This window comes from Komagataeibacter sp. NFXK3 (assembly GCF_054182245.1).
In genome coordinates, this window is record NZ_JAPIVJ010000002.1 from 49,019 (window position 1) to 74,217 (window position 25,199).

The window sequence follows — 25,199 nt, forward strand, 5'->3', positions numbered from 1 at the left end:
TTTCAGCCCGCCTCCCGGCCAATCAGGGCCAGCAGGGCTTCCGCCGCCGGGCTGCGGTAGCGCTCCTTGTGGCGCAGCCCGTAAAAGGCGCGCGGGCCAAGCGCGCGCGGCACGGCATGCAGCGTGCCCGCCTGCAATGCGGGGGCGATGACCAGTGAAGACAGCGCGCCAACGCCCGCCCCGGCCTCGATCGCGGTGCGCACGCTTTCGTTGGAGGGGAGGACAAGCCCGATTTTCAGCTCCTCCGGCGCAATTCCCAACTGGCGCAGCTGGTGCTCCAGCGTGGCCCGCGTGCCCGAGCCCGGCTCGCGCATGACCCATGTGGCCGCGCGCAGCCAGTCCGTGCTGGCATGGGCGGGCGGGCAGGGGGTGGCCTGTATCAGGGTCAGGCGGTCGCTGCCCAGCGGCCACTGCGCCAGGGCAGGGTCATCGACAAGGGCCTCGACAATGCCGAGGTCAACCATGCCATCACGCACCCGGTTCGCGGCTTCCTCCGTGTTGCTGATGGCGACGTCAACGATAATATGCGGATAGAGCTGGCGGAATGACACAACAAAGCGCGGGAGCCAGTAGGCCGCAATGGTCTGGCTGGCCACCACGCGCAAGGTGCCCCGTTTCAGGCCGCTGAATTCCTCCAGCATGTTTTCCGCCGCGGCTGCCTGCGCCAGCACGGCCCGGGCTTCGGGCAGGAACAGGCGGCCTGCCTCCGTCAGCCGGATGCCACGACCGATACGATGGAACAGCTTGATGCCGTGGCGCTCTTCGAGGGCCGCGATGGCGGCTGACACGGCGGATTGCGTCACGTTCAGGGCCCGGCTGGCGGCGGTGACGTGCTCGCGTTCGGCCACGGCAATGAAAAGGCGGAGCTGTTCAAGGGTCATGCCCCAGCCCTATCACAATCAATCATGATAAACGATTGAAATGAGAAGAACTATGCATTGGATTGATTGAATGCCCACCTCCTACCCTGCGTGGCGAAAGGGAGGATACCGTGACGACCATGCCATGCAGGCCACCATTCCTGTTGAGTAACATTGATTTTTCAGCGCGTGTCGCACCGGGTGTCGGGCTGTGTCTGTCCATCACCGTGCTTGCCATCGGGCTTGAAAAGGCGCAGGCGGCCCTGTTTGGCAGGGCATGGCTGGAAGCCCTCAACATGGCCCTCCTGCTCGGTGTGGGCCTGCGCGCGATCTGGCGGCCTGCCCCTGCCTGTGGGCCAGGCATAAACTGCTGTGCCCGCACCGTGCTCAATATCGCCATCGTGCTGCTCGGGGCCTCGTTCAGCGTGGGGGCGGTGCGGGCGATCGGGCCGGGGCTGGTGGCGGGGGCCATGGGCATTGTGGCGTTCAGCCTGGTCTTTACCTGCTGCGTGGGCTGGCTTGCGCGATTGCCCGCGCGGCAGACGCTGCTGGTGGCCTGCGGCAATGCCATATGCGGCAATTCGGCCATCATGGCGGCGGCCCCGGTCATCGGGGCTGATGATGACGAGGTGGGCGCCAGCATTGCCTTTACGGCGGCAGGTGGCCTTGTGGTGGTGCTGGGGCTGCCGTTCGTGGTGCCCCTGCTGGGCCTGTCCAATTGTGCAGGGGGCGTGCTTGCAGGGTTGAGCGTTTATGCCGTGCCGCAGGTTGTGGCTGCCGCAGCGCCCTTTGGCATGGCGGCCGTGCATGTCGGCACGCTGGTCAAGCTGGTGCGGGTGCTGATGCTCGGCCCGGTCTGCGTGGCGCTGGCCGTGACTGCCAGCGCATGGCGCGCGCGTGAGGCGGCGGAGGGATCACGCCTGCCGCCCCTGACCCGGCTGGTGCCGTGGTACATCATCGGGTTTGTGGTCATGATGGTGGTGCGCACGGCGGGGGGCATTCCGGCGGGGCTTGTCGTGCCGCTCAACCATGTGGCCACGTTCCTGACCATCCTTGCCATGGCAGCGCTCGGGCTGGGGGTGGAACTCCGGGCCATTGCGCGCTCGGGCAGGGCGCTGGTGGTTACGGTCACCATTTCACTGCTCGGGCTGCTGGGCGCAAGTGTTGCGCTGGTGCGCTTCATGGTCGGGGGGTAGGACGGTGCGGGATGGAGGCTGCCATCCCGCACGGCAGGGTCAGTCCTGGTCCTTCAGGGCCTTTGCCTCTTGCGCACGCGTGGCGAAGGGTACTTCCTGCCTGTCATCAAGTTCATCCATGCTGCCGCCTGAATTGCCGAGGTTTTCCTCCAGCCATGCCTGCTCGATGGGCTCGCCGTTCGCATCGAGCGGCACGGGTGAGTCAACGGGGATCTGGCCCGCGTCGGGGTTGCTTTCCATCCCGACCAGTTCGGATGCGGCTTCGCGGTAGGCGGCAGCACCACAGCCGGGCTTGCCGTCGGCTTCCCACAGTTCCTGGGCTTTGGCGGTGATGCGGGCTTCGGTTTCGGGCGTGGTGGCCAGGGGGTTCTGCATGATCATGTCCTTGGTAGCGTGTTCGGTTTGAAATCAGTCTAGGACGACGGATGCCTCGCTGGTCAGCACCCGGAAGATAAAGCTCTCCTGCAGGTAAAGTTCGACCGTATCCGCCGTATGGGCCAGATAGCCGATCGAGAAATCCTGCCCGATATCAAGCTGCATGTCGCCGCCGCGCAGCGAGATGACAAAGGCCCCCTCAATGGCGGGCGCCCAGACCAGCTTGCCCTCGATCAGGCTTTCGATGTGCTTGCGCACCGGGTAGCCTGCATCATCACCGCCGCTGACCGCCTCATATGCCTTGGCGCCAAGCACGATGGCATAGGGGCCGTTGACGCCCGCAAGGCGCAGCGCGCCAAGGGCATCGGCAATGGCATGCGGGTAATCCTTGACCGATGCCGGCAGCTTGACATGCGCGTTGGAGGTAGCCTGCGCAATGCCCTTCATGCCCGCTGCGGCGTAGCCGGTGAAAATGGCGCGATCCTCGGCAAAGGCGATTTTCCTGGCCGCATCCTTCACCGGCTGCCAGTCGGCATCGCGTGCGCCGCGTTCCACCGCGTCGATTTCCGCGCGTGACAGGGTAAAGGGCACGCGCAGTTCCACCACCGGCAGCACGTCGCGTATTACGGCCTGCACGCCGTCGGTGGGCGCATCGATGCGCCTGTCGCGCCCCGTGCCCACGGCGGCGAAGGCCGTGCCCCTGGGTTCGGAAACATCAACCACGCGCCGCCCGGCCAGGTGGCGGCGCAGGGTGCGGGTGGCTTCCTCCTCGATTTCGGTCCAGGCGGCGGACGAGACGGGGGCGAGGTGTCTGTGCAGGTTGTTCATGTCTGGTGTCCTTTACTTCAATGATCCGATGCCAAGCGAGCCGGTTGGTTCCGCCACGGGTTGCGGTGCTGCGGGCGGTGGGGCGGCAACGGGGGCCTGTGGCGCGGGCAGGTCGGGTGCTGCATCAAGGAAATCGCTGGTGGGAATGAAGAACAGGTTGCCGGTCACCGCCGTGCTGACATCAAGCAGCCGGTCGTAGTTGCCCGGCGGCAGGCCCACGAACATGTTGTCGAGCATGCGCTCGATGCGTGCGGGCGAGCGGGCATAGCCAATGAAATAGGTGCCGAATTCGCCCGTGCCCACCGTGCCAAAGGGCATGTTGTCGCGCACGATCTGGAGCTGCTGGCCGTTTTCTTCAATATTGGTCAGCACGTTATGGGCATAGCTGGGCTTGGCGGCCTCAGGCAGCTCGATATCCGATACCTTCCTGCGGCCAATGATGTGTTCCTGCACCTCGGTGGGTATGGCATCCCATTTTTTCAGGTCGTGCAGGTATTTCTGGATGATGACATAACTGCCGCCCGCAAAGGCCGGGTCTTCATCACCGATCAGTGTTGCATCACGCGCGGGCTGGTCCACCGGGTTTTCAGTGCCATCGACAAAACCGAGCAGGTCGCGGGCATCGAAATACTTGAACCCGTGCACTTCATCCACAACCGTGGCAACGCCTTCGAGCCGCGAGACGATGGCGGTCGCGAGTTCAAAGCACAGGTCCATCCGTGTCGCGCGGATATGGAACAGGAGATCGCCCGGCGTGGAGGGGGCATGGTGCACGCCATTGATCTCGGCAAACGGGTGCAGGTCCATCGGGCGCGGTGCGCCGAACAGGCGGTCCCACGCCTCGGACCCGATGCCGGTTATGCAACTGAGCCGACCATCATCAATGCGGAATCCGACCCCGCGCACAAGTGATGACAGGTCGCCCATCAGGTCGCGCACCTGCGGGCCGACCTCGGTGTCGGGGCTGAGGGTCAGGACAAGGAAAACCGCAGCCTGGGTCAGCTTTGTATCAATGGGTTGGGGTGTGGCCAATGCTCTCGAACTCCCTGCAGGCAACGCTTATGGCGGCCTAGCATAGGCAGGTGGCGGGGCGTGGCAAGATGGGGCGGCAGGGGGCAGGTAGGCGGATTGAACACGCGGCCGCCCCGGTCAGGGAAGGCCTTTAAAATATTTCCATGATCCTGGGCCGGTCCAGCATGATGCGCTGCGACGAGAGGCGTTTGATCAGCTGCATGTCTTCCAGTTCCTTGAGCATGCGGCTCGTCGTTTCAACGGCAAAGCCCAGGTAATCGGCAATATCCCTGCGGTCCATGGCCAGGGTCAGGATATTGGAGTGCCGGTCATAGAAATCGGCCTGTTTGCTGCATTCAAGCAGGAAACCTGCCAGCCGCTTGACCACAAGCGGGTAGGTGGCCAGCAGCAGGTGGCGCTGCGCGGCCTTTGTGTAATTGAGCGCCTGCTGCAAGAACAGGGTCTGGATGCGCGGATGGATCTCGATCAGCTTGAGCAGCGCGGGATAGGGAATCTGGAACAGGTAGGTATCCACCAGCGTAATGGCGGAGGCGGGATAGACCCCGTCTTCAATGGTGCCGAACATGTCGTCAGGCCACATGAAGGCAAAGATGTGGTTGCGGCCATCATTCAGGTGATGTTCCAGCCGCACGGCGCCTGAACGGATGCGGTAGACATATTTGCCCGCTTCGCCCTGGGTGTAGATACGGCGTTTTGCGGGTCTGTGTATTTTCGTGGAGATCGCGTTTAACGCCTCCCGTTCGGTGTCAGTAAGCGTGAAATCTCTGAACATCATGAACATCTATATGCATGGACGCGTTGTTTTTGTGTGTTCATCAAGGATCGGCCCCATGATGGGTGGCGGGGCATTTCATCCTGCGGCCCCGATATGGACAGCCATCAGATGGTGCGCGCCTTTCGTGGCCATCAGGGTCGCGCAGGTCGGCACCGTCTTCATTCCATTCTATGATCATCCGCCAGGGGTATGTAATCTAACACTCATATATACGATACCGTATCGTATCGCAATATGACATATAGGAAGCGCCTATAAAAAACGATCTGTCGCGGGGGTGGAACTGCGGGCAAAACGCCGCCTTGCTGAAACGCTGTGCGACACCCGGAAATCCCTATTTTTCCTGGATGCAGATGCCGGACGTAAAGATATTCCACGCGCGTTCAAAGAAGCGCGCCCGCATCTGCGGGTCATGCAGCATGTTCAGGCCCAGCATGGTGTTCTGTAGCGGCCAGCCCAGGAACAGGCTGAGCAGGACGCGGGTTGTCTCTTCATGGTTGGTGGAGTGGATGCGCCCCGCATCGGCGGCGGCCTTGATCAGGCGGCTCAGCGTGGCCACGAAGGGCTCCACGATGGTCCGCATCATGTCCTCCACGAAGAAGGCGATGCGATGCCCGTCCGCAATGACAATACGGTAGGCTTCAAGCGTTTCGGGCCGCAGCATGAAGTCAAGGAAGAACTCGCTGATTTCACGCGTGGCGACCAGCGGGTCGGTGGAGGAGGCCTCGACCGCACCTGCCGCCTCGAGCAGCAGTTTGCCACGGGCCGCCACCACCGCGCGGAACAGTTCTTCCTTGGATGCGTAGCGTCGGTATAGGCTGGCCTTGCTGCACTCCGCCACGCGCGCGATCCGTTCCAGCGACGTGGCGGCGTAACCCTGCTTGATGAACAATGCCGTTGCAACTTCAAGAACATGCCGGTCGAGTTGCGCCGAGCCTTCAGGCGTCGGGCGCCCGCCCGTATGTGGCGGTCTTGATGGTACGTCAGACATTCTTCGTTCTTAACTCCAGCCGTGAGCCAGTCATATTATGTCATGAAACATAACATGGTATGCAGGCATGGTGCCATCCAGCCTGTCGGCACGGGGATGCCAGAACGGGGGCGCGTGTTCAAATGGTCATTGCGAATGGGTGGTTCGCCCATGTTCCGGGCTAGCTGCCACCCTTCATCCGCAAGGAAAGCCGCGCGACCTGCCCGGACAGGAACGCCCCCCGGGTGCTTGCCACGAGATTGATGTCCACGCCCCGGGCATTTTCCATGACCAGGCCAGCCGTGCCGTGATGGATGGTGGCCGTGCCGCCCACGCTCCAGTACGTGCCATTGAAGTCCTGCAGGTGGCCAAGGTTGCGCACGCAGCCCTGCGCCCGCATCACCATGCCGCCCACGCTTGGCATGCCGCCGCCCCGTATGGTGAAGGGGTAGGCGTGCGTGCCGTCATACAGCGTGCCCTGGCCCCAGACATAACCGATCCCTGCCGCGACATGGTGCGCCGAGAGTTCGATCCGGGCATCGGTGGCCTCGCACGCGGCCTGCGCCGTGCCGTGAAAGGCCAGGGAACTGGCGAGGACCACAAGGCCTGTATGCCGGAAGGGGTTCATTGCATGATCCAGTGAAAGAAGAGCAGGGACCATCCGTTTTTTTTGAACGGAACGGTTCGGTTTCGTTTAATTGGCGGCAAAAGGCCCGTCAATGACAAAACCGCGCCATCCCGCCATTTCCTGCGCCGGGTGCGATAGTCCCTGAACAGTTTCCCGAAAGCAACGTAACAGTATAATGTCTTGGAATTATAAAAGTTTTGGTGAATATTTTTTTAAAAGCCTCGAAAGGCGATACCCGGAAACCTTCATTTCATGAATGACCTTTTGTTCAGGCAATCTCTTGCGGCTGCCTGATGGTGCCCGGCTTCAGCCTCACCGGTTGTCGCGGCGCAGTTCATAAGCGCGCAGGTTCAGGTCCGTCAGGGCGAGGATGGGGGTGGCAACGCCATGGGCACGGGCGCGGGCAACGAGATCGCCAATGATCTGCTGCGCTTCCACCGGCGCACCCTGCGAGAGGTCGCGGAACATGGAGGATGTCAGCGTGGAGTCAGGCTGCGTCAGCCTCCTGGTAATGCCGTTGATAGTGTCAGGCGCGAGCGGGTAACCCGCGGCTGCCGCAACCGTGGTGCATTCGTTTATCGTGGCATGCACGAAATCGGTGCCGCCGGGCAGGCGGGCCACCTCGCCCACGCTCGCGCGCATGAGGCAGCATAGCGTGCCCAGCGAGGCCAGGAGCGACCATTTGTTCCACATGTCCTGCACGATGCGGGAGGAGGGCACTGTCTCGAACCCCGGCGCGCGCAGGGCGTCCGCCATGGCATTGGCGTCCTGTTCGGCCACCAGCGGGCCGAATACCAGCCGCGGGGTAACGCCCACCTGATGGATGCGGCCTTCGGCATCAAGGCTGCTGACGATGAAGCAGGTCCCCCCCATGACTGCCTCGCGGCCAAAGCGGCTGGCCAGCACCTCAAGGTGCTGCATGCCGTTGAGCAGCGGGAGGATGCGCGTGTCTGGCCCGATGGCAGGCGCCATGTCGGCCATTGCGGCGGCAAGGGAATAGGCTTTTACGCTCAGGATGACGATATCGTAGGGATGGGCGATCTGATCCGTCGTGATCATGCGCGGGGCCAGCGTTGCATCGCCCAGCGGGCTGACAAGGCACAGCCCTGTTGCGCTGAGTTGCGCCTGCCGCCGCGGCCGCACGAGAAACGTCACGTCATGGCCCGCCGCCGCCAGGCGCGCGCCAAAATAGCCCCCCACGGCACCCGCGCCGACAACAAGGATCTTTGGAGTCATCATCGTGTTTCCCGCCTGTATCCGGTCCTGCGTTTCAATGCGAATCTGCTCCCGTCCTGCCTGAGTGGTCAATGCCCGGGTGGTCAGGCTGGCATGCGCGCGGGGGCGGCCTGGTGGCGCATGCTTCACGGCCATCGGTTCCCTGCCCGCGCAGCACGGACGGCAGGCAGGGCGGGCAGGCGGTTCCGCTGCCCCTTGTGGCCGGTTATTTTTCAGGTAAGGGCATGTTTCGGGCCTGTCCGGTCATGCCGTGCCGGAGGGCATGCAGGAGGATGACATGGCCAGCGTGCCAAAACGGATCCAGTCCATCGTGCGGTCCGCCGCCATTCTGGAAGTCATGGCGCAGGCAGGGGGCAGCGCGCGGCTGGGCGAAATCGCGGCGAAGGCAGGCATGGAAAAAACCACCGCCCACAACATCCTCCAGACCCTCGACCACCTTGGCTACGTGCAGCGCAGGCCGGGCGACATGCGCTACCATCTGGGCGGGCGCATTCTCAACCTGTCGCGTATCATGGGTGATGACCACGGCCTGCGTGCGCGCATGCGCCCGACGCTTGAAGCCATTGCGCGGCATAGCGGGGCGACCGTGCACCTTGGCGTGCCCAGCGGCGATGAGGCTGCCTATCTCGACCGGGTGGACCCGCATGCCCCCGAAGGGGCCGCCACGCCCGCGCAGCGGCGTGAAACCATCGAGGGTTCGGCAGTGGGGCTGGTGTTCCTGGCCTTTGTGCCCGGCATGGGCCAGCGCGTGCTCAGCACCCGCGCCCATGCGCTTGACGGGCATGTGCGCGACCAGATCGAGGCCGTGCGCCTCAGGGGGTACGCGCTTGACCTTGAAAGCTACCGCCCCGGCCAGAACGCGGTGGCCGTGCCGTGGCGTGAACACGGCGAGGTCCGGGCCGCCATTGCCCTGACCGGCCCCTGCGCCGACCTGCCACGCCCGCGCCTTGTGCGGCTGGCCTGGATGATGATGCAGCACGTGGCGCGCGCCACGGTTCAGCAATGTTGAACAAATCGGGATTTTGGTGATTGGTGTGTTACGCCCGCGCAGGCGCGGGGCTAGGCTGCGCTTTTTATGCAAGCCGTGGATGCCGACATGAAACTGACCGATGCAATGACCATGATGGAGGCCGCCCTGGCCGAGGCGCGCAAGCGCGGGTTTGGCGTGTGCATTTCCATCGTGGATGCCGGGGCATGGCCCGTGGCCTTTACCCGCATGGATGGCGTGCCGCTGGGCCTGATCGATGTCGCGACCAAAAAGGCGCGCACGGCGGCCCTGTTCCATATGGATAGCGCCGATCTGGCCACGATCGCCCGCCCCCAGGGCGAGGCCTACACGCTGGAAAACACCAATGGCGGCCTGACCAGTTTTGGCGGTGGCCTCGTGCTCAGGGGCGCGCATGGCAGCGTGGTCGGCGCGATTGGTGTCTCTGGCGCGCCCACGGAGGATGATATCGCCATCGCCCGCATCGCTGCCAACACGCTCGGGGCCTGAGCGCCCCCTTACCTGACCCGGACCCGCTCCCATGACCCAGACCGCCCCCCCTGCCAGCGGGGTTGCCCCCATCGCGGCGCCCCATGGCGCAAAAGCAGCTTTCTTCATCCTTACCTTCGGCACGTTCGTGGTCGGCACGGGTGAGTTCGCCATCATGGGCATGCTGCCCGAATTCGCAGCCTCGCTCGGGCTGTCCCCCTCCGATGCGGGGCATGCCATTACGGCCTATGCGCTGGGTGTGGTGGTCGGCGCGCCGCTCATCACCATTCTTGGCGCGCGCCTGTCGCGGCGCGAACTGCTGCTGATCCTGTTTGCCCTGTTCTGCTGCGCCAACCTGCTCAGCGTGGCCATGCCCACGCCGGGGCTGGTGGAGGTGGCCCGCTTCATCACCGGGCTGCCGCATGGCGCGCTGATCGGCATCTCGGCGCTGGTCGGCGCCTCGATGGTCGAGCGCGCGCGGCGTGGCTGGGCCGTGGGGCGCATCCTGTCGGGCATTGCCATTTCCACCCTGGTCGGCGCGCCGTTTTCCACCTTTGCCGCCGATCATTTTGGCTGGCGTGTCGCCTATCTCATCATCGCGGCGCTGGGGCTGCTGACGGTGGCGGGCATCTGGCGCTATATCCCCGCGGACCCGCCCAACCGCAGGAACTCCCCGCTCAGGGAAATCCGCGCCCTGGCCAATACGCAGGTGCTGCTCACGCTGGTGACGGCGTCGATCGGCTTTGGCGGCATGTTCGCAATCTACACCTACCTGACCAGCGTATTGCTCAACGTGACGCATGTGCCTGAATGGCGCATCATGATTTACATGATCGTGTGCGGCGCGGGCATGCTGATCGGTGCCAATGTGGGGGCGTGGATCGTGGACCGTAACCTCGACCGTGCCGCCCTGCTGGCGCTGGGCGGCAGCGCGGTGGTCATGCTCGCCTTTCCGCTGGTGCTGCACAATGAGCCGGCGCTCATGCTCGATGTGCTGCTCGTGCCCGCCTTCGTCAACGCGCTGGGCCCGGCATTGCAGACCCGGCTGATGGATTTTGCAGGCGATGCGCAGACACTGGCGGCCTCGCTCAACCATTCGGCCTTCAACATCGCCAACGCGCTCGGCGCATCACTGGGCAGCGCCCTGCTGGCGCGGCAGTTCGGGTATGGCGCGCTGGGGGTTGGCGGGGCGGTGCTGTCGGCCGGGGGGCTGGTGGTCTATGTGCTGGCCATGGTCCTGCTCAGGTGCCACGGGCAGGTGGAGGTGCGCGGCGATATTGAATGAGCGGCCGGTTCTAGAGCATTTTACCAGTTCGAATGTGTCCATTCAGACTGGATCTGCCCTAGCGCACGCCCAGGGCCTTCATCTTGCGGTAGAGCGTGGCCCGGCCAATGCCAAGATGCCGCGCGGTGGCCGTGACATTGCCCTGCGCGAGTGCGAGCGCCGAGCGGATGACATTTTCCTCCGCCTTGCGAAAGCTCACCCGGCCCTCCGCCTCAAGCCGGTGCACCAGGTTGGGGTGGGTGCGGATCATGTCATCCGTCCAGCCGGTCAGGATGCGGGCGGCATGGGTGGCCCCGGTGACTTCGCCTTCGGCATTGATGGCGACAAGCGGGGCCGAGCACCCTTCGGCCACGCCCAGCGTCAGCACGCGCGCCCCCGCGTGGTACTCACGAAAAAGCTGCTCCTCGATCCGGCGGCCTGATTGCAAAAGGGTGTCGAGCACGAGCGGTGCGAGCCTGCGCGACGTGTCACCATTGAAGGCGGCAAGGTTGATTGCGCCCGCGACCTGACCGTGCGCGTTGAAGATCGGCACGGCATAGCTTGCCAGCAGCGAGAAGCAGAAGCGCCAGTGCTCGCCTTCCCCCAGGAAAACGGGGCAGCCATCCTGCACCGCCGTGCCGATGCCGTTGGTGCCTGCCATGTGTTCGCTCCAGATCGCCCCCTCGCGCAGGGCAAGCCTGCGGCACAGGCCCATATGGGCTTCGTCTATGTTGCGGGCGAGGATGGTGGCGTCAGGGTCGGCAAGCAGCACCATGAAGTCGAGCCCCTGCACAAGGCCGAACAGGCGCTGCATCTCGGGCATGGCGATACGGAGCAGGCTGGCGGAGCGGGTGCTGACATGCCGCAGTTCCGCGCCCGAAAGCACATCGGCCTGCCACCCCTGCGCAGGGTCGAGATTATAGGATGAAACGCAGCGCTGCCACGACCGGGCCACCTCGGTTGCACCAGGGGCGCGCTGGGGCTGGCCCGTGGGGGGCGGCTGGGCGGGGTTATGGCAATGCGGTTTCATTTCTCCCTGCCCCTGGATGTCGGGCTGCGTGCGGCATGGCTGCCGTAATGGCCTGTCTGGCTATGAGTGTATATATCTGTCGTCCGTCATTGCACATGACATAAAATGAACGCGTGGCGCCGTGCAGCCTGCCCGCGCCGGATGGTGCGGGCTACCAGAGATAGACGACTTTCACGTAATAGGCATTACTTTCGGGTATGTTTCGCCCATCAACAGAATGCGAGTAACGTGTCGTAAAGGAAAAGTGCTTGGAAATATTGAGCATGGCACCCGCGCCCAGCGTTATTTCACGGCTGTTTGAATCATCCATGTACTGGCTTGCGGTCCGGTCGTAGGTGCCTTTCACGTTCTGCCAGTCCAGCGCGAAGAAGGGCTCGAACAGTTTTGTCGCCTTCCAGCTGAAGCGCAGGTTGGTATAGAACACCACGCCGGGTGAATAGGTATGCCCGCCCTTGACGTGCTTGGCTGCCCCCGCCACGGTGCCGGCATCGCCATCGAAGCTGAAATGCTTCCATTCATAATCGAAAATGAAGCTCGAGATGTTCGACCAGTAATCGGGCGAGGTCGCATCACGCGTGCCAACGGCCGTCTGCATGAAGGTCTGGATGCCGAACGTGCTGTGCCTGTTGGGCTTGAACCACGCGGCGGGGCCGACAATGGTGGGGCCAAGGCCGCCGTAATTCGTGCCATCCGCCAGGCTGTAGCTCTCGGTCTGGATCAGCTCGAAGGCGAAGCCCACGTGGGGAATGGCGTCAAAACTGCGGAAATGGACATATTTGGTCATGCCCGCCCAGGTATGGCTGCCGCCTTCCGGCTTGCGTTGGCCCAGGCTGTTATAGGAGTGGCCCGCCGCATTGCCATCGCCATACTGCACCAGCACGTTGAAGGGCTTGAAGTCGACGGGCAGGTCATATTCGTGGGGGCCGATGATCCCGAGGGTGACGTCTGCGCCGTGGGCCTTTGGCGTAAGGAACAGCACGGCCGAAGGAAGGGCAATGCGCAGCATGGCATGGAGCCATGCCGATCTTCTGGTCAGACGCATGGGAGGGGCTTCCCTGATGAAAAGCAGGCATCCGGCGCAAACCGGATACCTGCACGGTTATTGTTTTTTATTGGGCTGCAGTACCAGCCTGCGCCCCATCGAGCGTGTAGGCGATAATGTAATCGCCACTCCGGGTGCCCAGGCCACCATGGCCGCCAGCCGCAATCAGGACATACTGTTTGCCACCGACCTCATACGACATGGGGGTCGCCTGGCCGCCCGCGGGCAGGCGGTCGGTCCAGAGCACGTTGCCGGTCGCGAGATCGAAGGCGCGCAGGTAATCATCTGCCGTGGCCCCCATGAAGACAACGCCACCTCGAGTCACAATATTGCCACCGACGTTATACATGCCGGTTGGCAGCGGGATGTTGTTATGGGTGCGGAACGGCCCCGTATCACGCGTGGTGCCAACAGGGTGCTGCCACACGATCTTCCTGGTCACGAGGTCGATCGCGCTCAGCGTGCCCCAGACCGGGCCCTTGCACGGAATCTGCAGCGGGTTCAGCCACGGGTTGGTCAGCGCGATGTAAGGCGTGCCGTAATCGGGCGAGACGGAAAGCGCATCGCCCTTGGCGGCAGGCTCCTCGCCCTTGCCATCCCATTTGGGCAGCGTGCCGTTGCCTTCCAGCTTCTGGCGGTGGTCGAGCCTGATGCGGAAGGGCAGGTAGCTCGCATTGGCCAGCATGATCTTGCGCTGCGGGTCGATGGTGATGCCCTGCCAGTCAACCACGCCATAGAAGGCTGGGTAGACCACCGTGGTCTGGCCTACATGCGGCGGCGTGAACTGCCCCTCATAGGCGGACTGGCGGTACTCGATGCGGCACAGCATCTGGTCGAGCAGGGTGGCGCCCCACATGTCGCTTTCCTTCAGGTTCGGCGGCGTGAGCGTGGGCATGGCCGCCGGGAAGGGCTGCGTGGGGGAGGCATGGTCGTCAGGCGCAACACCCGCGGTCGGCACGGGGCGTTCCTCCACCGGGTAGCCGGGCACGGTCTCGCCGGTGCGGCGGTCAAGCACGAAGAACTCGCCGCGCTTGGTGCTCTGCACCAGGGCGGGAATGGTCTCGCCATTGGGGCCGGGCAGGTCAACCATCGACGGGCCGGAGGGGATGTCCATGTCCCACAGGTCGTGGTGCACGGTCTGGTAGGTCCAGCGGCGCTCGCCGGTTACGATGTCCAGCGCGATGGTGGCCGAGGAGGTCGCATCATCAAACGGGCGGCGCGTGCCACCCCAGTTATCCGGCGGGGAGTTGCCGGTGGGAATGTAGACCATGCCAAGGTTGAGGTCGGCGGTGTACACGCCCCAGGCATTGGGGGTGTCGCGGGTCAGGACTTCATCGGGGTTGGGTTTCCAGGTTTCGGGGGTGTGGCCCGCATCCCATGCCCAGGCCAGCGCGCCGGTGGTCGCGTCAAAGCCACGGATTGCGCCGGACGGCTCGAAATTGGCCTGGTTGTCAAACACCCAGCCACCCGTAATCAGGCGGTTCTTGGCCACCAGCGGCGGCGAGGTGACGAAGTGGAAGCCATGCGGCACGTGGCCGAGATATTCACGCAGGGAAATGAAGCCGTGATCGCCAAAATCATCGCACGGCTTGCCGGTTTCGGCATCGAGCGCCACCATGCGCACATCCGCCACGGGGGAGTAGATGCGGGTGCGGCAGCTTGTCTGGATCTCGTCGGGGATGCGGTAATACGACACGCCACGGCAGGCGAGATAGACGTTCTTGGCAAGGTCGGCGGTATCGGGGTGGGGGTCGAACTTCCACTTCACCTTGCCGGTGGCTGCATCCATCGCAATCACCCAGCTATGGGGGGTGCACATGTACAGCGTGTTGTCGACCTTGATGGGGGTGACCTCCAGGTTGAATTCATGGCCCTGGTCGGGACCGGCCACGGTGCCTTCGCCCGCCTGCTGCACGTCACCCGTGCGGGTCAGCCAGGCGCGCTTGAGCCTGCCCACGTTGGCGGGCGTGATCTGGCCCAGCGGGGAGTAGCGATCGCCTGCCGCCGTGCGGCCATAGGCCTGCCAGTCGCCATCGGGCATGCTCTCGGCAGCCGATTCCGGTTGGCCCTGGGCGGCCATGCGATCAGCGGGGACCGTGCCATCAATGGAATAGGACGAAAAGCAGCTGATGAGCAGCACAAGGCACGATACGCCAACCGCGCCGAGCAGGGCCTTCTTGTCAGCCAGCCAGCTCTCATGCGCGCGCCACACCTGCGGCAGCAGCAGCCACACGCCAATGCCCACCAGCGTCATCAGCCGGACCTCGAGGCCCCAGATGTTGAAGCCGGTCTCGACCAGCGCCCAGATGGTGGCCACCACCAGCAGGGCGGCATACAGGCTGCTTGCCAGCCCGGGCTGCTTCAGCCCCAGCACTGCGGCGGCGAGCAGGACGCAGCCGGTCAGCACATAGAACCATGAGCCGCCCAGCAGGAGCAGCTGGGCCCCGCCAAAGAATAGAAAAAGCCCGATCAGGGCCAGCAAGACGGAGGTTATGATGGATAATAACCTCTTGGTAGTTTCTCGCATGCCGCGTTTCTTTCCATAGTTTTCCAAAGCTGGGCTGCGTATGCAGGTTTTGGGGTGCCTGCTGTGCCCAGCCAGAACCTGCTGTTCAGCATGAGGGGGGCGAAAAACGCCATGCCCTACCGCGCGGGCTTCACGTAGCTGTGTCCGGGCAGGGCGCAACTGTCTCATAATCGAGACGGGTTTCTTGCCGTATTGTCATGATAAAGCCCGAAAGCCGTGAGGGGCGCCGGGTCCGTATGGTCGGGCTGGCCGTGGCGGGGCAGGGGATGATCGGGTCTTGCCAGGCGGCATTCGGGCTGTGGGGCATGGCCGGTGCGGCGCTTGCCAGATCAATAGACGTTATGCACGTTTTTCTATGAACGGGAGTCTGTACTACCTTGGCATGATAGACACTTCCACTACAGTGCGGGAAGTGCCAGAACGCCCACAAGTGAAGCGACATGATGTTGTGTCGTTATATTTCTGCAGGCAATCATGCTTTTCAAAACCCTCCCGGCTGAAGCCGTCATTGGTCTTTGCGCCCTGTTTGCATGTACTTTCACGGCCCTGACAACCGAGGTGGCGCCTGTCGGCATCCTGATCGACATGGCCCGCGGCTTTCACATCCCCGAGGGTGAGGCCGGGCTTGCCGTCAGCGCCTTTGCCCTGATGGTGGCGGTATGCGCCGTGCCGCTGACCATCATGACCGCGCATATCGACCGCAAGCGACTCGTACTGGTGTCGCTGCTGGGCTATGTGGTGTCGAACCTGGTGGTGGCGGCAGCGCCGAGCTTTGTCATCCTGTGCGCGGGCCGCCTGATCGGGGGCGTTGCGCATGCGCTGCTCATGTCGATTGCCTCCGCCTATGCCGCGCGGCTGGTTCCGGCCAAGATGACTGGGCGGGCCATTTCATTCGTTTATGGCGGCACGTCGCTTGGCGCGGTTCTGGGCGTGCCCGGTGCTGCGGCCATCGGGCATCTGGCAGGCTGGCGGATGGCGATGTACGTCATGGCGGGCCTGTCCGTTATCCTGACGCTGTGCATCGCCTTCTTCCTGCCGCCGGTCACGACACCGGTGCAGGTCAGGAACGGACTGCCCTCGGCGGGGCCCAGCCGGGCCATGCGCATTTTCCTGGTCGTGATCGCGGTCAATGCCATCCTCTTCTTCGCCCATAACCTGCTTTATACCTATGTCACGCCCCTGCTGCTCGACCACGGGCTGGCGACGGGCAGCCTGAGCATCGCCCTGCTGCTGACCGGCAGCGTGAGCATCGTGGGCCTGTGGGGGGCAGGGCTGTTTGTCGATACCCGGCCCGCAACGGGCCTGCTGGGCGGTGGGGGCGCCATGTTGATCGGCATGGGGCTGATGTATGGGCATATCCTGTCAGGCTGGGCGGCGGTGGCGCCGGTCGGGCTGTGGTGCATGGGGTATTCGGCGGTCATTCCCTGCGTCATGTCGGGTGCGATCCGCGCGCGGGCCACACGGCCCGACGTGGCTGGCGCCGGGATCAATGCCGCGAGCAATGTGGGCATTCTCATGGGGTCTGCCGTGGGCGGGCAGGTGCTGACCGCTGCGGGCTTCGGGGTGCTCACGCCCATGGCCATCATCACGGTGGTGGTGGGGCTGGCTGTGGCCATGGCCAATCCCCGTGCCTTTCCCCACCGTCTGGTCGATACGGACCATGAGGATTGAGGGCAGGCGTGATGACATGGCCCGTGCTGTACAGTTTCCGTCGCTGCCCGTATGCCATGCGGGCGCGGCTGGCGCTGCTTGCGAGTGAAACGCCCTGTGCTTTGCGCGAGGTCAGGCTGGCGGCCAAGCCTGCCGCCATGCTGCGGGCCTCGCCCAAGGGCACGGTGCCGGTGCTGGTGTTGCCCGATGGCCGGGTGATGGCCGAAAGCCTCGAGATCATGGACTGGGCGCTGGCCCGTCACGACCCGTGGCACTGGCGGCCCGGCACGCGGCGCGACCTGATTGCGCGCAATGACGGGCCGTTCAAATATCATCTCGATCGCTACAAATACGCGACCCGCTACCAGTCGGATGCGCTGCACCACCGGGGGAAAGCGTTGCAGATCCTCCATGAGCTTGAAGTCATGCTGCATCCCGGTCCGTTCCTGCATGGTGCACGGCCGGGCATGACGGATGCCGCCATTGCGCCCTTCGTGCGCCAGTTCGCGGCGACCGATCCTGACTGGTTCGCGGCCTGCCCTCTGCCGCGCGTGCAGGGGTGGCTAGGGGCGTTTGTGGCCCTGCCACTGTTCGAGCGGGTGATGGAACGCGTGGCCCCTTGGCGCGAAGGCGATGCGCCGGTTTTACTGGGGTAAGCAACGCCGCCTTTTTGTAAAGAGGGGGCACCCAAAAACTCTTATTCTTTTCAAGCCATGGTTTCGGCCTTTGGCATTGTCTGTGCGCGGAAGCGCGCGGTTTTGGGGTCGCACACATAGGCCTGCGCCATGGCGGCGGGGTTGCGGGCGAGTTCATCAACCGAGCGGATGATGAAATCCGCCTTGGCATCATCCATCAGGGCGCAGAAATTCAGCCGTGTCCAGCCCGGCTTACGGATCTCCTCACCATTGAGAATGGCGTGGCGCAGGGTGTTTGACAGGGGTTCATCAATACCAAGCAGGCTGTGCGCGTAAGGCCCCGCACAGGCGCAGCCGCCACGGGCCTGGATGCCATACCCGTCGGACAGCATGCGCGTGAAAAGCTGCTGGTGCACCATCTCGCCCGGCTCGGACCCATGCACGCGCAAGGAGAAGATGGGCAGCGCATGGCGTGCCTGCGCGTTGCCCACGATCTCGATATGCGGGTTGCGCCGCCAGACCTGCTCGGCGCGGCGGCGCAGGGCATGGTGGCGCCCGTCGAGCCAGTCCTGCCCCATGGCGTCCTTGACCAGGAAGGCCAGGGCCGCGCGGATGTCACCAATGACATTGGGGGTGCCTGCTTCCTCGCGGCTTTCGAGGCGTGTCGCGTAATCATGCCCCCACGGCGAGACAAACCGCACCGTGCCGCCGCCGGTAAAGACCGGGCGCGTGCGCGACACGGCGGCATCGCGCACGATCATGATGCCCGATGCCGCAGGCCCGCCCACGAATTTATGCGCCGAGAGCACAACGGCATCCTTTTCATATGGCGTGCCCGCCCGCATGTTGATGGGCAGGTACGGCCCGCCACCGGCATAATCCCACACCGCCAGCGCGCCGTGGCTCTTGAGCATTTTTGTCACGGCATCCACGTCGGTCATGATGCCCGTGACGTTGGAGGCGGCCGAGAACGCGCCGATGCGCAGCCGCGCGGGGTCGGTCTGGGCAAGGGCACGGTCAAGCTGTTCAAGGTCCGGGCCGCCTTCAGGGGCTTCGCCAATGGTGATGACCTCCGCCCCGCTCTCGCGCCAGGGCAGGATGTTGGAGTGATGCTCGTACGGCCCGATGAACAGTATGGGCCGCGCGCCGGCCTGTGCGGCCTCGGGCACGCCAAGCAGGTGCATCAGCCGGTTGAGCCCCGCCGTGGCGCCCGCGCCGCAGAACACGGTGGAGAACCCTTCGCCCGCCCCGCACAGGCGCGCGATCTGCGCCCGCGCGGCGTGGCGCATGCGGGTCATGTACCCCCCACAGAACGAGGCCTCGGTATGGGAGTTGGCGTAATAGGGCAGCACGCGGGCGAGAACGAATTCCTCGATCTGCTTCAGCGCCCGGCCCGAGGCGACATAATCGGCATAAACCAGTGGTTTGACGCCAAACGGGCCGGGAACGGGCGCGCCTTCCCCGATCAGGCCCGCGCGCAGGCCCTCATGGCCGCCTGCAAGCAGGCTGGTGGCAAACTCTGAAAAAGACGTGTCATCCATCTGCATGGCCTGTTCCCCCCGAAAGCGCGTTGCAGGGCGATGTTAATCGGCTTTAGGGCAATATTTTTCCCTATTTCATGCTATCCATGCGGTCAGATGGTGTCATATGATCGGTTATGAGCGAAAAAATGGATCATTTTGATCGCGCCATATTGCGTGCCCTGCAAAAGGATGCGGGCCTGTCGCAGCGCGAACTGGCCGAGCGGGTCGGCCTGTCACAGAATGCCTGCTGGCGGCGGCTCAACGCCCTGCGCGCGCGTGGCCTGGCAGGCGAGCGCACCCTGCGGCTTGATCCGGCACGGCTGGGGCTGGGGCTTACGGTTTTTGTCATGATCCGCACGCGCAGCCATTCGCGCGAGTGGCTGGAGCGGTTTCACAAGGCTGTCAATGACATCCCCAATGTGATCGATTTCTACCGCATCGCGGGCGATTACGATTACATGCTCAAGATCATCACCCAGGACATGGCCGCGTTTGACACCATATACCGCACCCTGATCAGCCGGGTCGACCTCGACACGGTCACATCCTATATCGCCATGGAGGCGATCGCAGCCAACCGTGACCTGCCGATCTAGGCAGGAGCGAGCAGCGCGCAGGGGCGGCGCATGTGTGTATGCACCGGGTGTGTCCCGATAACAGGACTCATCAATTCCGTCCTTTCACGCTAAGACCGCACGCGGTGGCCGGGGCAGGCGGCTGCGGGTTTGTGGAGTTCATGATGCGTATTCTTGTTACTGGCACCGCCGGGTTCATCGGTTTTCATGTGGCCCGGCGCCTGCTGCGCGAAGGCCACGAGGTGACCGGCATTGATGGCATGACCCCCTATTACGATGTCACGCTCAAGCACGCGCGCCATGCCCTGCTGCGCAGGGAGGCGGGTTTTGCCTGCCATGAATTCATGCTCGAGGATGCGCAGGCCCTGCACGATGCCTTTGAGCAATGCAGGCCGGAACGGGTCATTCACCTCGCCGCCCAGGCAGGGGTGCGCTACGGGATGGAAAATCCGGGCTCGTATGTCAGCGCCAACCTCGTGGGCACCTATAACGTGCTTGAGCAGGCCCGGCGCTGCGCCACGCCCCACCTCATGATTGCCTCGACATCATCCGTCTACGGGGCCAATGCGGCCATACCCTTTGCCGAGGACCAGCGCTGCGACCATCCGCTCAGCCTGTACGCCGCCACCAAGAAGGCGGATGAGGATCTTGCGCATTCCTATGCCCATCTGTGGAACCTGCCCATAACGGCCTGCCGTTTCTTTACGGTGTACGGGCCGTGGGGGCGGCCTGACATGGCGCTGTTCAAATTCACCGCCAACACGCTCGCGGGCCGCGCGATCGATGTCTACAACAATGGCGACATGGAGCGGGACTTTACCTATATCGACGATATCGTCGAGGCGATTTACCGCCTGGCCGTCCGCCCCGCGCCAGCACGGGGGGAAAGCGACCGTGGCGCAAGCCCCGTGGCCCCTTACAGGGTTGTCAATATCGGCAATGGCGAGCCGGTCAGCCTCATGGCGTTCATCAAGGCGATCGAGGCGGCGCTGGGGCGCAGATGCGTGTGCAATTACCTGCCCATGCAGCCCGGTGACGTGCCGCGCACCTGGGCGGACTGCACGGCCCTGCAGGAACTGACCGGCTTTCGCCCCACCACCTCGGTGCAGGCCGGGGTGGATGCCTTCGTGGCGTGGTACCGCGACTATTACAGCCTGCCAACTGACGCCTGAACGCGGGCGCAGAAAAACAGACAGGCAAAATAAAATAAAAGTTCTTGGGTGCCGCCTTATTTCCAAAAAGGCGGCGTTTTTATCTTTACTGCTTTTGTTCGGCCAGGCTCAGAACCAGCTCCGCACGCCAAAGGTCAGGCGCAGCGCCCCGCTCTCGCCGTGCTGGTCATGCACGATGCGGCGGGCCTGTGTCAGATACCCCGCATAGGACACGGCCACATAAGGCGCGAATTTGCGCCAGATCTCGTAGCGCAGGCGCAGCCCCGCATCCACATCCGAAAGCCCTGCCCCAACCTGCCGCGTGGGGTCGGCTTTGGTATAGAGATTGAACTCCGCCTGTGGCTGCAAGATGAGCCGGTTGGTGAGCAGGAAATCATATGACCCCTCAATGCGGGAGGCGAAGCGCCCTCGGTCGCTGACATAGGCGGTGGCCTGGAACTCGAACTGGTACAGCGCCAGCCCCTGCACGCCCAGCGCCCCCCATGTGCGGGTGGGGCCATCATCAATATCGGCGCGGACACCGGCCTGCACATTCCAGTAGGGCGAGACCGCGCGGCTGTACAGCAGTTCATGGTCGCCATCATGCAGGCGGCCATGCTCCAGCGTGCCCTCCGACTTGAGCCACAGCCTGTTGTAGTCGCCACCGTACCACGCCTCGCCATCCCAGCGGAAATCCGTGCCGCCGGGCGCGTAACGCCCCTCAAGCTGATCAAGAATGCCATGAAAGTAGCGCCCCTGGTCCATGACCGGCTTCATGCCACCCACATAGGCCACGGGGGCGTTGGTGGGCGCATCGGCGGCGTGATAGGCGGGCCGTGGCGGGAGTTTGCGTGGATGTGCCGTTGCGGTTTTCCGGGCCGCCGTCGTGGTCGTGGCCTGGCTCTGGGCCTGCGTAGGCAGGGCCGTGGCCAGCAGCAGGGCTGCAACAGGAAGCGCGTACTTCATTCCACGATCACCGTGCGGAACATGCCCGTTTCCATATGCAGCATGAGGTGGCAGTGATAGGCCCACATCCCCGGCGCATCGGCCGTGACAAGGTAGCTCAGTTTCGAGCCGGGCTGCGAGATGAGGGTGTGCTTGTAGGGGCGGTAGGCGCCCTGGCCGTTTTCAAGTTCGCTCCACATTCCATGCAGGTGGATGGGGTGCTCCATCATCGTGTCGTTGATGAGGGTAAAGCGCACGCGTTCGTTGCGCCTGAGCCGGATTGGCCCGGATTCGGAAAACTTGCGCCCGTTGAAGCCCCAGATATAGCGCTCCATGTTGCCCGTGAGATGCATGATGATCTCGCGCGTGGGCGGCCTTGGGTCGCTGCCCGGCCGGGTGGCGCGCAACTGGCTGTAGTTCAGCACGCGGCGGCCATTATGCTCCAGCCCATCGCCAGGGCTGGCCAGGCGGCCGGTGGGCATGCGGGCGATATTCTGGTTTTCCACGTTCAGGGGCGGGGGGCCGGGATCATCCACTTCCATTACGGATGCAGTGTCGGTGGCGGGCGCGTCATGGCGCATGGCTGCCTGCGTGTGCATGGGGGCGGCAGGCTTGTGGTGTGCGGGGGCATCCATGTGGTGTTCAGGCATGGACATGCCGTGTCCGGCCGGTTCCGGGGGCGATGGCCGCATGTCCCCCATGTCCATGCCAGCCATCATGCCATCCTGGGGGGCTGGCATTGGGGTGCCATGCCCGTGCGGTATCGGGTTCGGGGTGGATGCCTGCATGCCGCCCATGGGGTGCTGGGGGTCAGTCATGTCCATGCCGTCCATCATGCCGCTTTCGGGGCGCGGCATGGGGTGGGTGTGCGATGCGTGCATGTCGGGCGCAGGGTCCGGCATCGCCATGCCGTTCATGCTTTCGCCCGGTTTCATGTCGCCCATGCCCATATCGACCATGGTGCGCACCGGGCGCGGGTCCATGGGCGGAATGGGGGCGCTCATGCCCGGCTGCGGGGCCAGCGTGCCCCGGGCGTAGCCGGTGCGGTCCTCGCTCTGGGCAAAGAGGGTGTAGGCACGCGCCTCCCTTGGCTGCACGATCACGTCATAGGTCTCGGCCACGCCAATGCGGAACTCATCGACCGCCACGGGCTCGACCGCGTTGCCATCGGCTGCCACCACCAGCATTTCCAGCCCCGGTATGCGGATATCGAAAAACGTCATCGAGGCGCCATTGATGAAGCGCAGCCGCACCCGCTCGCCGGGGGTGAAAAGGGCGTTCCAGTTCATGTCGGGCGCATGGCCGTTGAGCAGGTAGGTATAGATCACGCCGGTTACGTCAGCGATGTCGGTTGCGGCCATGCGCATGCGCGACCAGGCCAGCCGGTCCTTCAGCGCTGTCAGCGGGCTGCCTGCGGCCCTGGCCTCACGCGGGAAGGAGGCCAGCGTGCGCTGGCGGAAGACATAGTAGTCATCCTGCATCTTGAGGTTGGAGAGCATGTCCATGGGCGAGACATCCGTCCATTCCGACAGAAGAATGACATAATCACGCGCGCAGGCCTGCGGGTCGGGCTCCGGCGGGTCGATGACGATCGCGCCATACAGCCCCTGTGCCTCCTGCATGCCGGAATGGCTGTGGTACCAGTACGTGCCGCTCTGGGTGACGGGAAAGCGGTAGGCAAAGGTCTGGCCGGGGGCAATGCCGGCAAAGCTCAGCCCCGGCACGCCATCCATGGTGGCGGGCAGGCGCAGGCCATGCCAGTGGATGGAGGTGTCTTCATCCGCCAGCGTGTTGGTGACGTTGATGCACACCGTATCACCCTGCCGCCAGCGCAGGATCGGGCCGGGCACATCCCCGCCAATGCAGGGCGCGTGCAGCACCTTGCGGTCGATTTCAATACGGGTGCGGCCCACGCGCAAATCCCACCGTGCGCGGGCCATGGGGGGCACCGCGCCAGAGGGGGCGGTGCGGGCGTGCAGCGGGCGGGGCAGGGCGGCCATGAGCGCGCCCGCGCCCAGCCCCGTTACAAAACGGCGACGGCTCAGGCCGCCCCGGTTGCGAGACGGAATCAACATGAGAAAAATCCGGCAAAAAAACAGGTCATTCAGATCCCGCCCCACACAAGCCAGGGCAGGCGCCAAAACGCGGTGACGTGTTCAGATGTTGCGGATTTTGGGTGGTCGCAGGGGTGGCAGCCAGTCGCCGCCCACGGCCGGCGCCTGCCGGGCGGCAGGGAAAGCGCCGTCCCCTTCGGCAGGCAGGCGGGTCAGGCGCTCGGCCACGAGGGGCGCAGGCATGTCCGACAGGCCCGCATGGACATGGCAGCACGGATCCTGGCTGGTGGGGGCGGGATCGTGGCGGGCATGATGCATGCGGGCCATATGCAGGGCATGGACGGGGGTCATGCAATCAGGCGCCATGGCGCAGGCGGGAGCCAGCGGATGGGCATGGGCGGCAGGCGTGGGCACAGCGCCAGCAAGCAGCCCTGCCTGCATCAGCAGCCAGACCAGCAGGCCAACCCATGTCCGGCCGCGTGCCCTGAACATTCTGCACTCCCATCTGCCATGAAGCGTTGCAAACTGTTGCCCATAATACCCACGGGGGGCATAAAGGGAAGCTTTTTATGCCCGCCTGCCCGAGGCTGTATCAGGCAAAGGGCGGCACCTTATTTGGTGACAGGCCGCCTGCGCACCATCCGGGTCGCGATCAGCATTACCGCCAGCGTAACCCCCCAGGCCACGAGCTGGATGCCCATGGGCCGGTCGGAATAGCCCACCAGTGCCTTGGCGGCCCGCCCCACCATGCTGCCATCGGACAGCAGCCACGACGTATCCCACACCTCATAGCCCAGGGCAGGCACGATATCATCGCCCGCCAGCAGGGCCGCGGCCTGGCTGGCCATGCCCGCGGCCAGAAGGGCAATGAGCAGGCCGGTCACGGCAAACAGCCGGTGCAGCGGAATGACGATCAGCCCGCGATACAGCAGCCATGATATGCCGCCGCCCGCCACAATGCCCAGCAGCCCGCCCACCAGCATGGGCACCGGGCCGGAATGGGTGGAGACCGCGATGCCATACAGGAACAGCACCACCTCCACCCCTTCGCGCAGCACGGCCACGGCCACCACCACGGCCATGGCGGCAAGCGAGCGCTGGCCGGTTGCCACTTGCGTGCCCAGCGCCTTCATGTCCCCCGCCATCTCGCGCCCGTGCCGGGTCATCCAGATATTGTGCCAGCCCAGCATGACCACCGCGATGCACAGGATGGTGGCCGAGAACACATCCTGCCCGTTGCCCGACAGCGCCGCCGAGAGGCTGCCCGCAAACACCGCCACCCCCGCGGCCCCCGCCACGCCAGCCGCAATGCCGCCCGCCACCCAGCGCCCCCGTCCTGCTATGCCCTGCGTTGCCGCCAGCACGATGCCGATGATCAGGCCCGCTTCCATGACCTCGCGAAAAACAATGAGCAGACTTCCCAGCATGT

General features: G+C 64.3%; 24 protein-coding genes. 8 read left to right on the plus strand and 16 right to left on the minus strand.

All coding sequences use genetic code 11. The annotated features are described in order from the left end of the window. Positions 1-2 precede the first annotated feature (2 nt). Positions 3-881, minus strand: a complete 879-nt coding sequence (locus OQZ28_RS02410; RefSeq protein ID WP_458135049.1) for a LysR family transcriptional regulator — start codon at positions 879-881, stop codon at positions 3-5. A 119-nt stretch (positions 882-1,000) separates the two neighbouring features. Between OQZ28_RS02410 and OQZ28_RS02415 the strand changes: the two genes are divergently transcribed. Next, complete coding sequence (locus OQZ28_RS02415) at positions 1,001-2,056, plus strand: YeiH family protein (RefSeq protein WP_458135231.1); 1,056 nt, start codon at positions 1,001-1,003, stop codon at positions 2,054-2,056. 39 nt (positions 2,057-2,095) lie between these two features. Here OQZ28_RS02415 and OQZ28_RS02420 read toward each other — a convergent pair whose 3' ends face one another. The 7 genes from OQZ28_RS02420 to OQZ28_RS02450 all read right to left on the minus strand — a co-directional run bounded on the left by OQZ28_RS02420 (position 2,096) and on the right by OQZ28_RS02450 (position 7,900). Continuing rightward, positions 2,096-2,431 (minus strand): DUF2934 domain-containing protein, encoded by a 336-nt coding sequence (locus tag OQZ28_RS02420; RefSeq protein WP_130732575.1) that lies wholly within the window; start codon positions 2,429-2,431, stop codon positions 2,096-2,098. Between the two features lie 33 nt (positions 2,432-2,464). After that, the gene (locus OQZ28_RS02425; RefSeq protein WP_130732574.1) at positions 2,465-3,259 is read right to left on the minus strand and encodes a family 1 encapsulin nanocompartment shell protein; all 795 of its coding nucleotides are present in this window, start codon (positions 3,257-3,259) and stop codon (positions 2,465-2,467) included. 12 nt (positions 3,260-3,271) lie between these two features. Further along, a complete protein-coding gene (locus OQZ28_RS02430; RefSeq protein ID WP_458135050.1) occupies positions 3,272-4,291 on the minus strand; it encodes a Dyp-type peroxidase in 1,020 nt (339 codons plus the stop codon). Positions 4,292-4,421: 130 nt separating this feature from the next. Beyond that, positions 4,422-5,066, minus strand: coding sequence for a Crp/Fnr family transcriptional regulator (locus tag OQZ28_RS02435; RefSeq protein ID WP_242621922.1), 645 nt, complete (start codon positions 5,064-5,066; stop codon positions 4,422-4,424). Positions 5,067-5,400: 334 nt separating this feature from the next. Continuing rightward, the gene (locus OQZ28_RS02440; RefSeq protein ID WP_130732572.1) at positions 5,401-6,057 is read right to left on the minus strand and encodes a TetR/AcrR family transcriptional regulator; all 657 of its coding nucleotides are present in this window, start codon (positions 6,055-6,057) and stop codon (positions 5,401-5,403) included. Positions 6,058-6,217: 160 nt separating this feature from the next. After that, positions 6,218-6,664 carry a hypothetical protein gene (locus OQZ28_RS02445; protein WP_458135051.1) on the minus strand — a complete coding sequence of 149 codons (447 nt, stop codon included), beginning with the start codon at positions 6,662-6,664 and terminating at the stop codon, positions 6,218-6,220. Between the two features lie 312 nt (positions 6,665-6,976). Further along, positions 6,977-7,900 carry a ketopantoate reductase family protein gene (locus OQZ28_RS02450; RefSeq protein WP_458135232.1) on the minus strand — a complete coding sequence of 308 codons (924 nt, stop codon included), beginning with the start codon at positions 7,898-7,900 and terminating at the stop codon, positions 6,977-6,979. 277 nt (positions 7,901-8,177) lie between these two features. Between OQZ28_RS02450 and OQZ28_RS02455 the strand changes: the two genes are divergently transcribed. The 3 genes from OQZ28_RS02455 to OQZ28_RS02465 all read left to right on the plus strand — a co-directional run bounded on the left by OQZ28_RS02455 (position 8,178) and on the right by OQZ28_RS02465 (position 10,659). Beyond that, the gene (locus OQZ28_RS02455) at positions 8,178-8,909 is read left to right on the plus strand and encodes an IclR family transcriptional regulator (protein WP_458135052.1); all 732 of its coding nucleotides are present in this window, start codon (positions 8,178-8,180) and stop codon (positions 8,907-8,909) included. Between the two features lie 87 nt (positions 8,910-8,996). After that, positions 8,997-9,395, plus strand: coding sequence for a GlcG/HbpS family heme-binding protein (locus tag OQZ28_RS02460; protein ID WP_130732569.1), 399 nt, complete (start codon positions 8,997-8,999; stop codon positions 9,393-9,395). Between the two features lie 31 nt (positions 9,396-9,426). Beyond that, positions 9,427-10,659, plus strand: coding sequence for an MFS transporter (locus OQZ28_RS02465; protein WP_458135053.1), 1,233 nt, complete (start codon positions 9,427-9,429; stop codon positions 10,657-10,659). Between the two features lie 58 nt (positions 10,660-10,717). Here OQZ28_RS02465 and OQZ28_RS02470 read toward each other — a convergent pair whose 3' ends face one another. From OQZ28_RS02470 to OQZ28_RS02480, 3 genes are all read right to left on the minus strand, one after another. Beyond that, positions 10,718-11,668 carry a helix-turn-helix domain-containing protein gene (locus OQZ28_RS02470; RefSeq protein ID WP_458135054.1) on the minus strand — a complete coding sequence of 317 codons (951 nt, stop codon included), beginning with the start codon at positions 11,666-11,668 and terminating at the stop codon, positions 10,718-10,720. Positions 11,669-11,819: 151 nt separating this feature from the next. Continuing rightward, a complete protein-coding gene (locus tag OQZ28_RS02475; RefSeq protein WP_458135233.1) occupies positions 11,820-12,674 on the minus strand; it encodes a transporter in 855 nt (284 codons plus the stop codon). Positions 12,675-12,777: 103 nt separating this feature from the next. Continuing rightward, positions 12,778-15,237, minus strand: a complete 2,460-nt coding sequence (locus OQZ28_RS02480) for a membrane-bound PQQ-dependent dehydrogenase, glucose/quinate/shikimate family (protein WP_458135055.1) — start codon at positions 15,235-15,237, stop codon at positions 12,778-12,780. 474 nt (positions 15,238-15,711) lie between these two features. Here OQZ28_RS02480 and OQZ28_RS02485 point away from each other — a divergent pair, with 474 nt between their 5' ends. Beyond that, entirely contained in the window at positions 15,712-16,908 is a 1,197-nt protein-coding gene (locus OQZ28_RS02485; protein ID WP_458135056.1) for an MFS transporter, read from the plus strand. Positions 16,909-16,919: 11 nt separating this feature from the next. Beyond that, on the plus strand, positions 16,920-17,543 hold the full coding sequence (locus tag OQZ28_RS02490; protein ID WP_458135234.1) for a glutathione S-transferase: 624 nt from the start codon (positions 16,920-16,922) through the stop codon (positions 17,541-17,543). Positions 17,544-17,593: 50 nt separating this feature from the next. On the opposite strand, the gene OQZ28_RS02495 is transcribed toward OQZ28_RS02490, so the two are convergent. Beyond that, a complete protein-coding gene (locus tag OQZ28_RS02495; protein ID WP_458135057.1) occupies positions 17,594-19,069 on the minus strand; it encodes an aminotransferase class V-fold PLP-dependent enzyme in 1,476 nt (491 codons plus the stop codon). A gap of 110 nt (positions 19,070-19,179) precedes the next feature. Here OQZ28_RS02495 and OQZ28_RS02500 point away from each other — a divergent pair, with 110 nt between their 5' ends. Both OQZ28_RS02500 and OQZ28_RS02505 read left to right on the plus strand, forming a co-directional pair. Further along, positions 19,180-19,641 carry an Lrp/AsnC family transcriptional regulator gene (locus tag OQZ28_RS02500; protein ID WP_130730408.1) on the plus strand — a complete coding sequence of 154 codons (462 nt, stop codon included), beginning with the start codon at positions 19,180-19,182 and terminating at the stop codon, positions 19,639-19,641. Between the two features lie 143 nt (positions 19,642-19,784). Beyond that, positions 19,785-20,792, plus strand: coding sequence for an NAD-dependent epimerase (locus tag OQZ28_RS02505; RefSeq protein WP_130730431.1), 1,008 nt, complete (start codon positions 19,785-19,787; stop codon positions 20,790-20,792). Positions 20,793-20,900: 108 nt separating this feature from the next. Here the strand turns inward: OQZ28_RS02505 and OQZ28_RS02510 are convergent, their stop codons facing one another. From OQZ28_RS02510 to OQZ28_RS02525, 4 genes are all read right to left on the minus strand, one after another. Next, positions 20,901-21,737 (minus strand): copper resistance protein B, encoded by an 837-nt coding sequence (locus tag OQZ28_RS02510; RefSeq protein WP_458135058.1) that lies wholly within the window; start codon positions 21,735-21,737, stop codon positions 20,901-20,903. Further along, positions 21,734-23,791, minus strand: coding sequence for a copper resistance system multicopper oxidase (locus tag OQZ28_RS02515; RefSeq protein ID WP_458135059.1), 2,058 nt, complete (start codon positions 23,789-23,791; stop codon positions 21,734-21,736). Before OQZ28_RS02515 ends, OQZ28_RS02510 begins: the two co-directional genes overlap by 4 nt. A gap of 81 nt (positions 23,792-23,872) precedes the next feature. Continuing rightward, entirely contained in the window at positions 23,873-24,262 is a 390-nt protein-coding gene (locus OQZ28_RS02520) for a hypothetical protein (protein WP_458135060.1), read from the minus strand. Between the two features lie 119 nt (positions 24,263-24,381). Next, positions 24,382-25,197: an FTR1 family iron permease gene (locus tag OQZ28_RS02525; protein ID WP_458135061.1), complete on the minus strand. Its 816-nt coding sequence runs from the start codon at positions 25,195-25,197 to the stop codon at positions 24,382-24,384. Between the last annotated feature and the right edge of the window lie 2 nt (positions 25,198-25,199).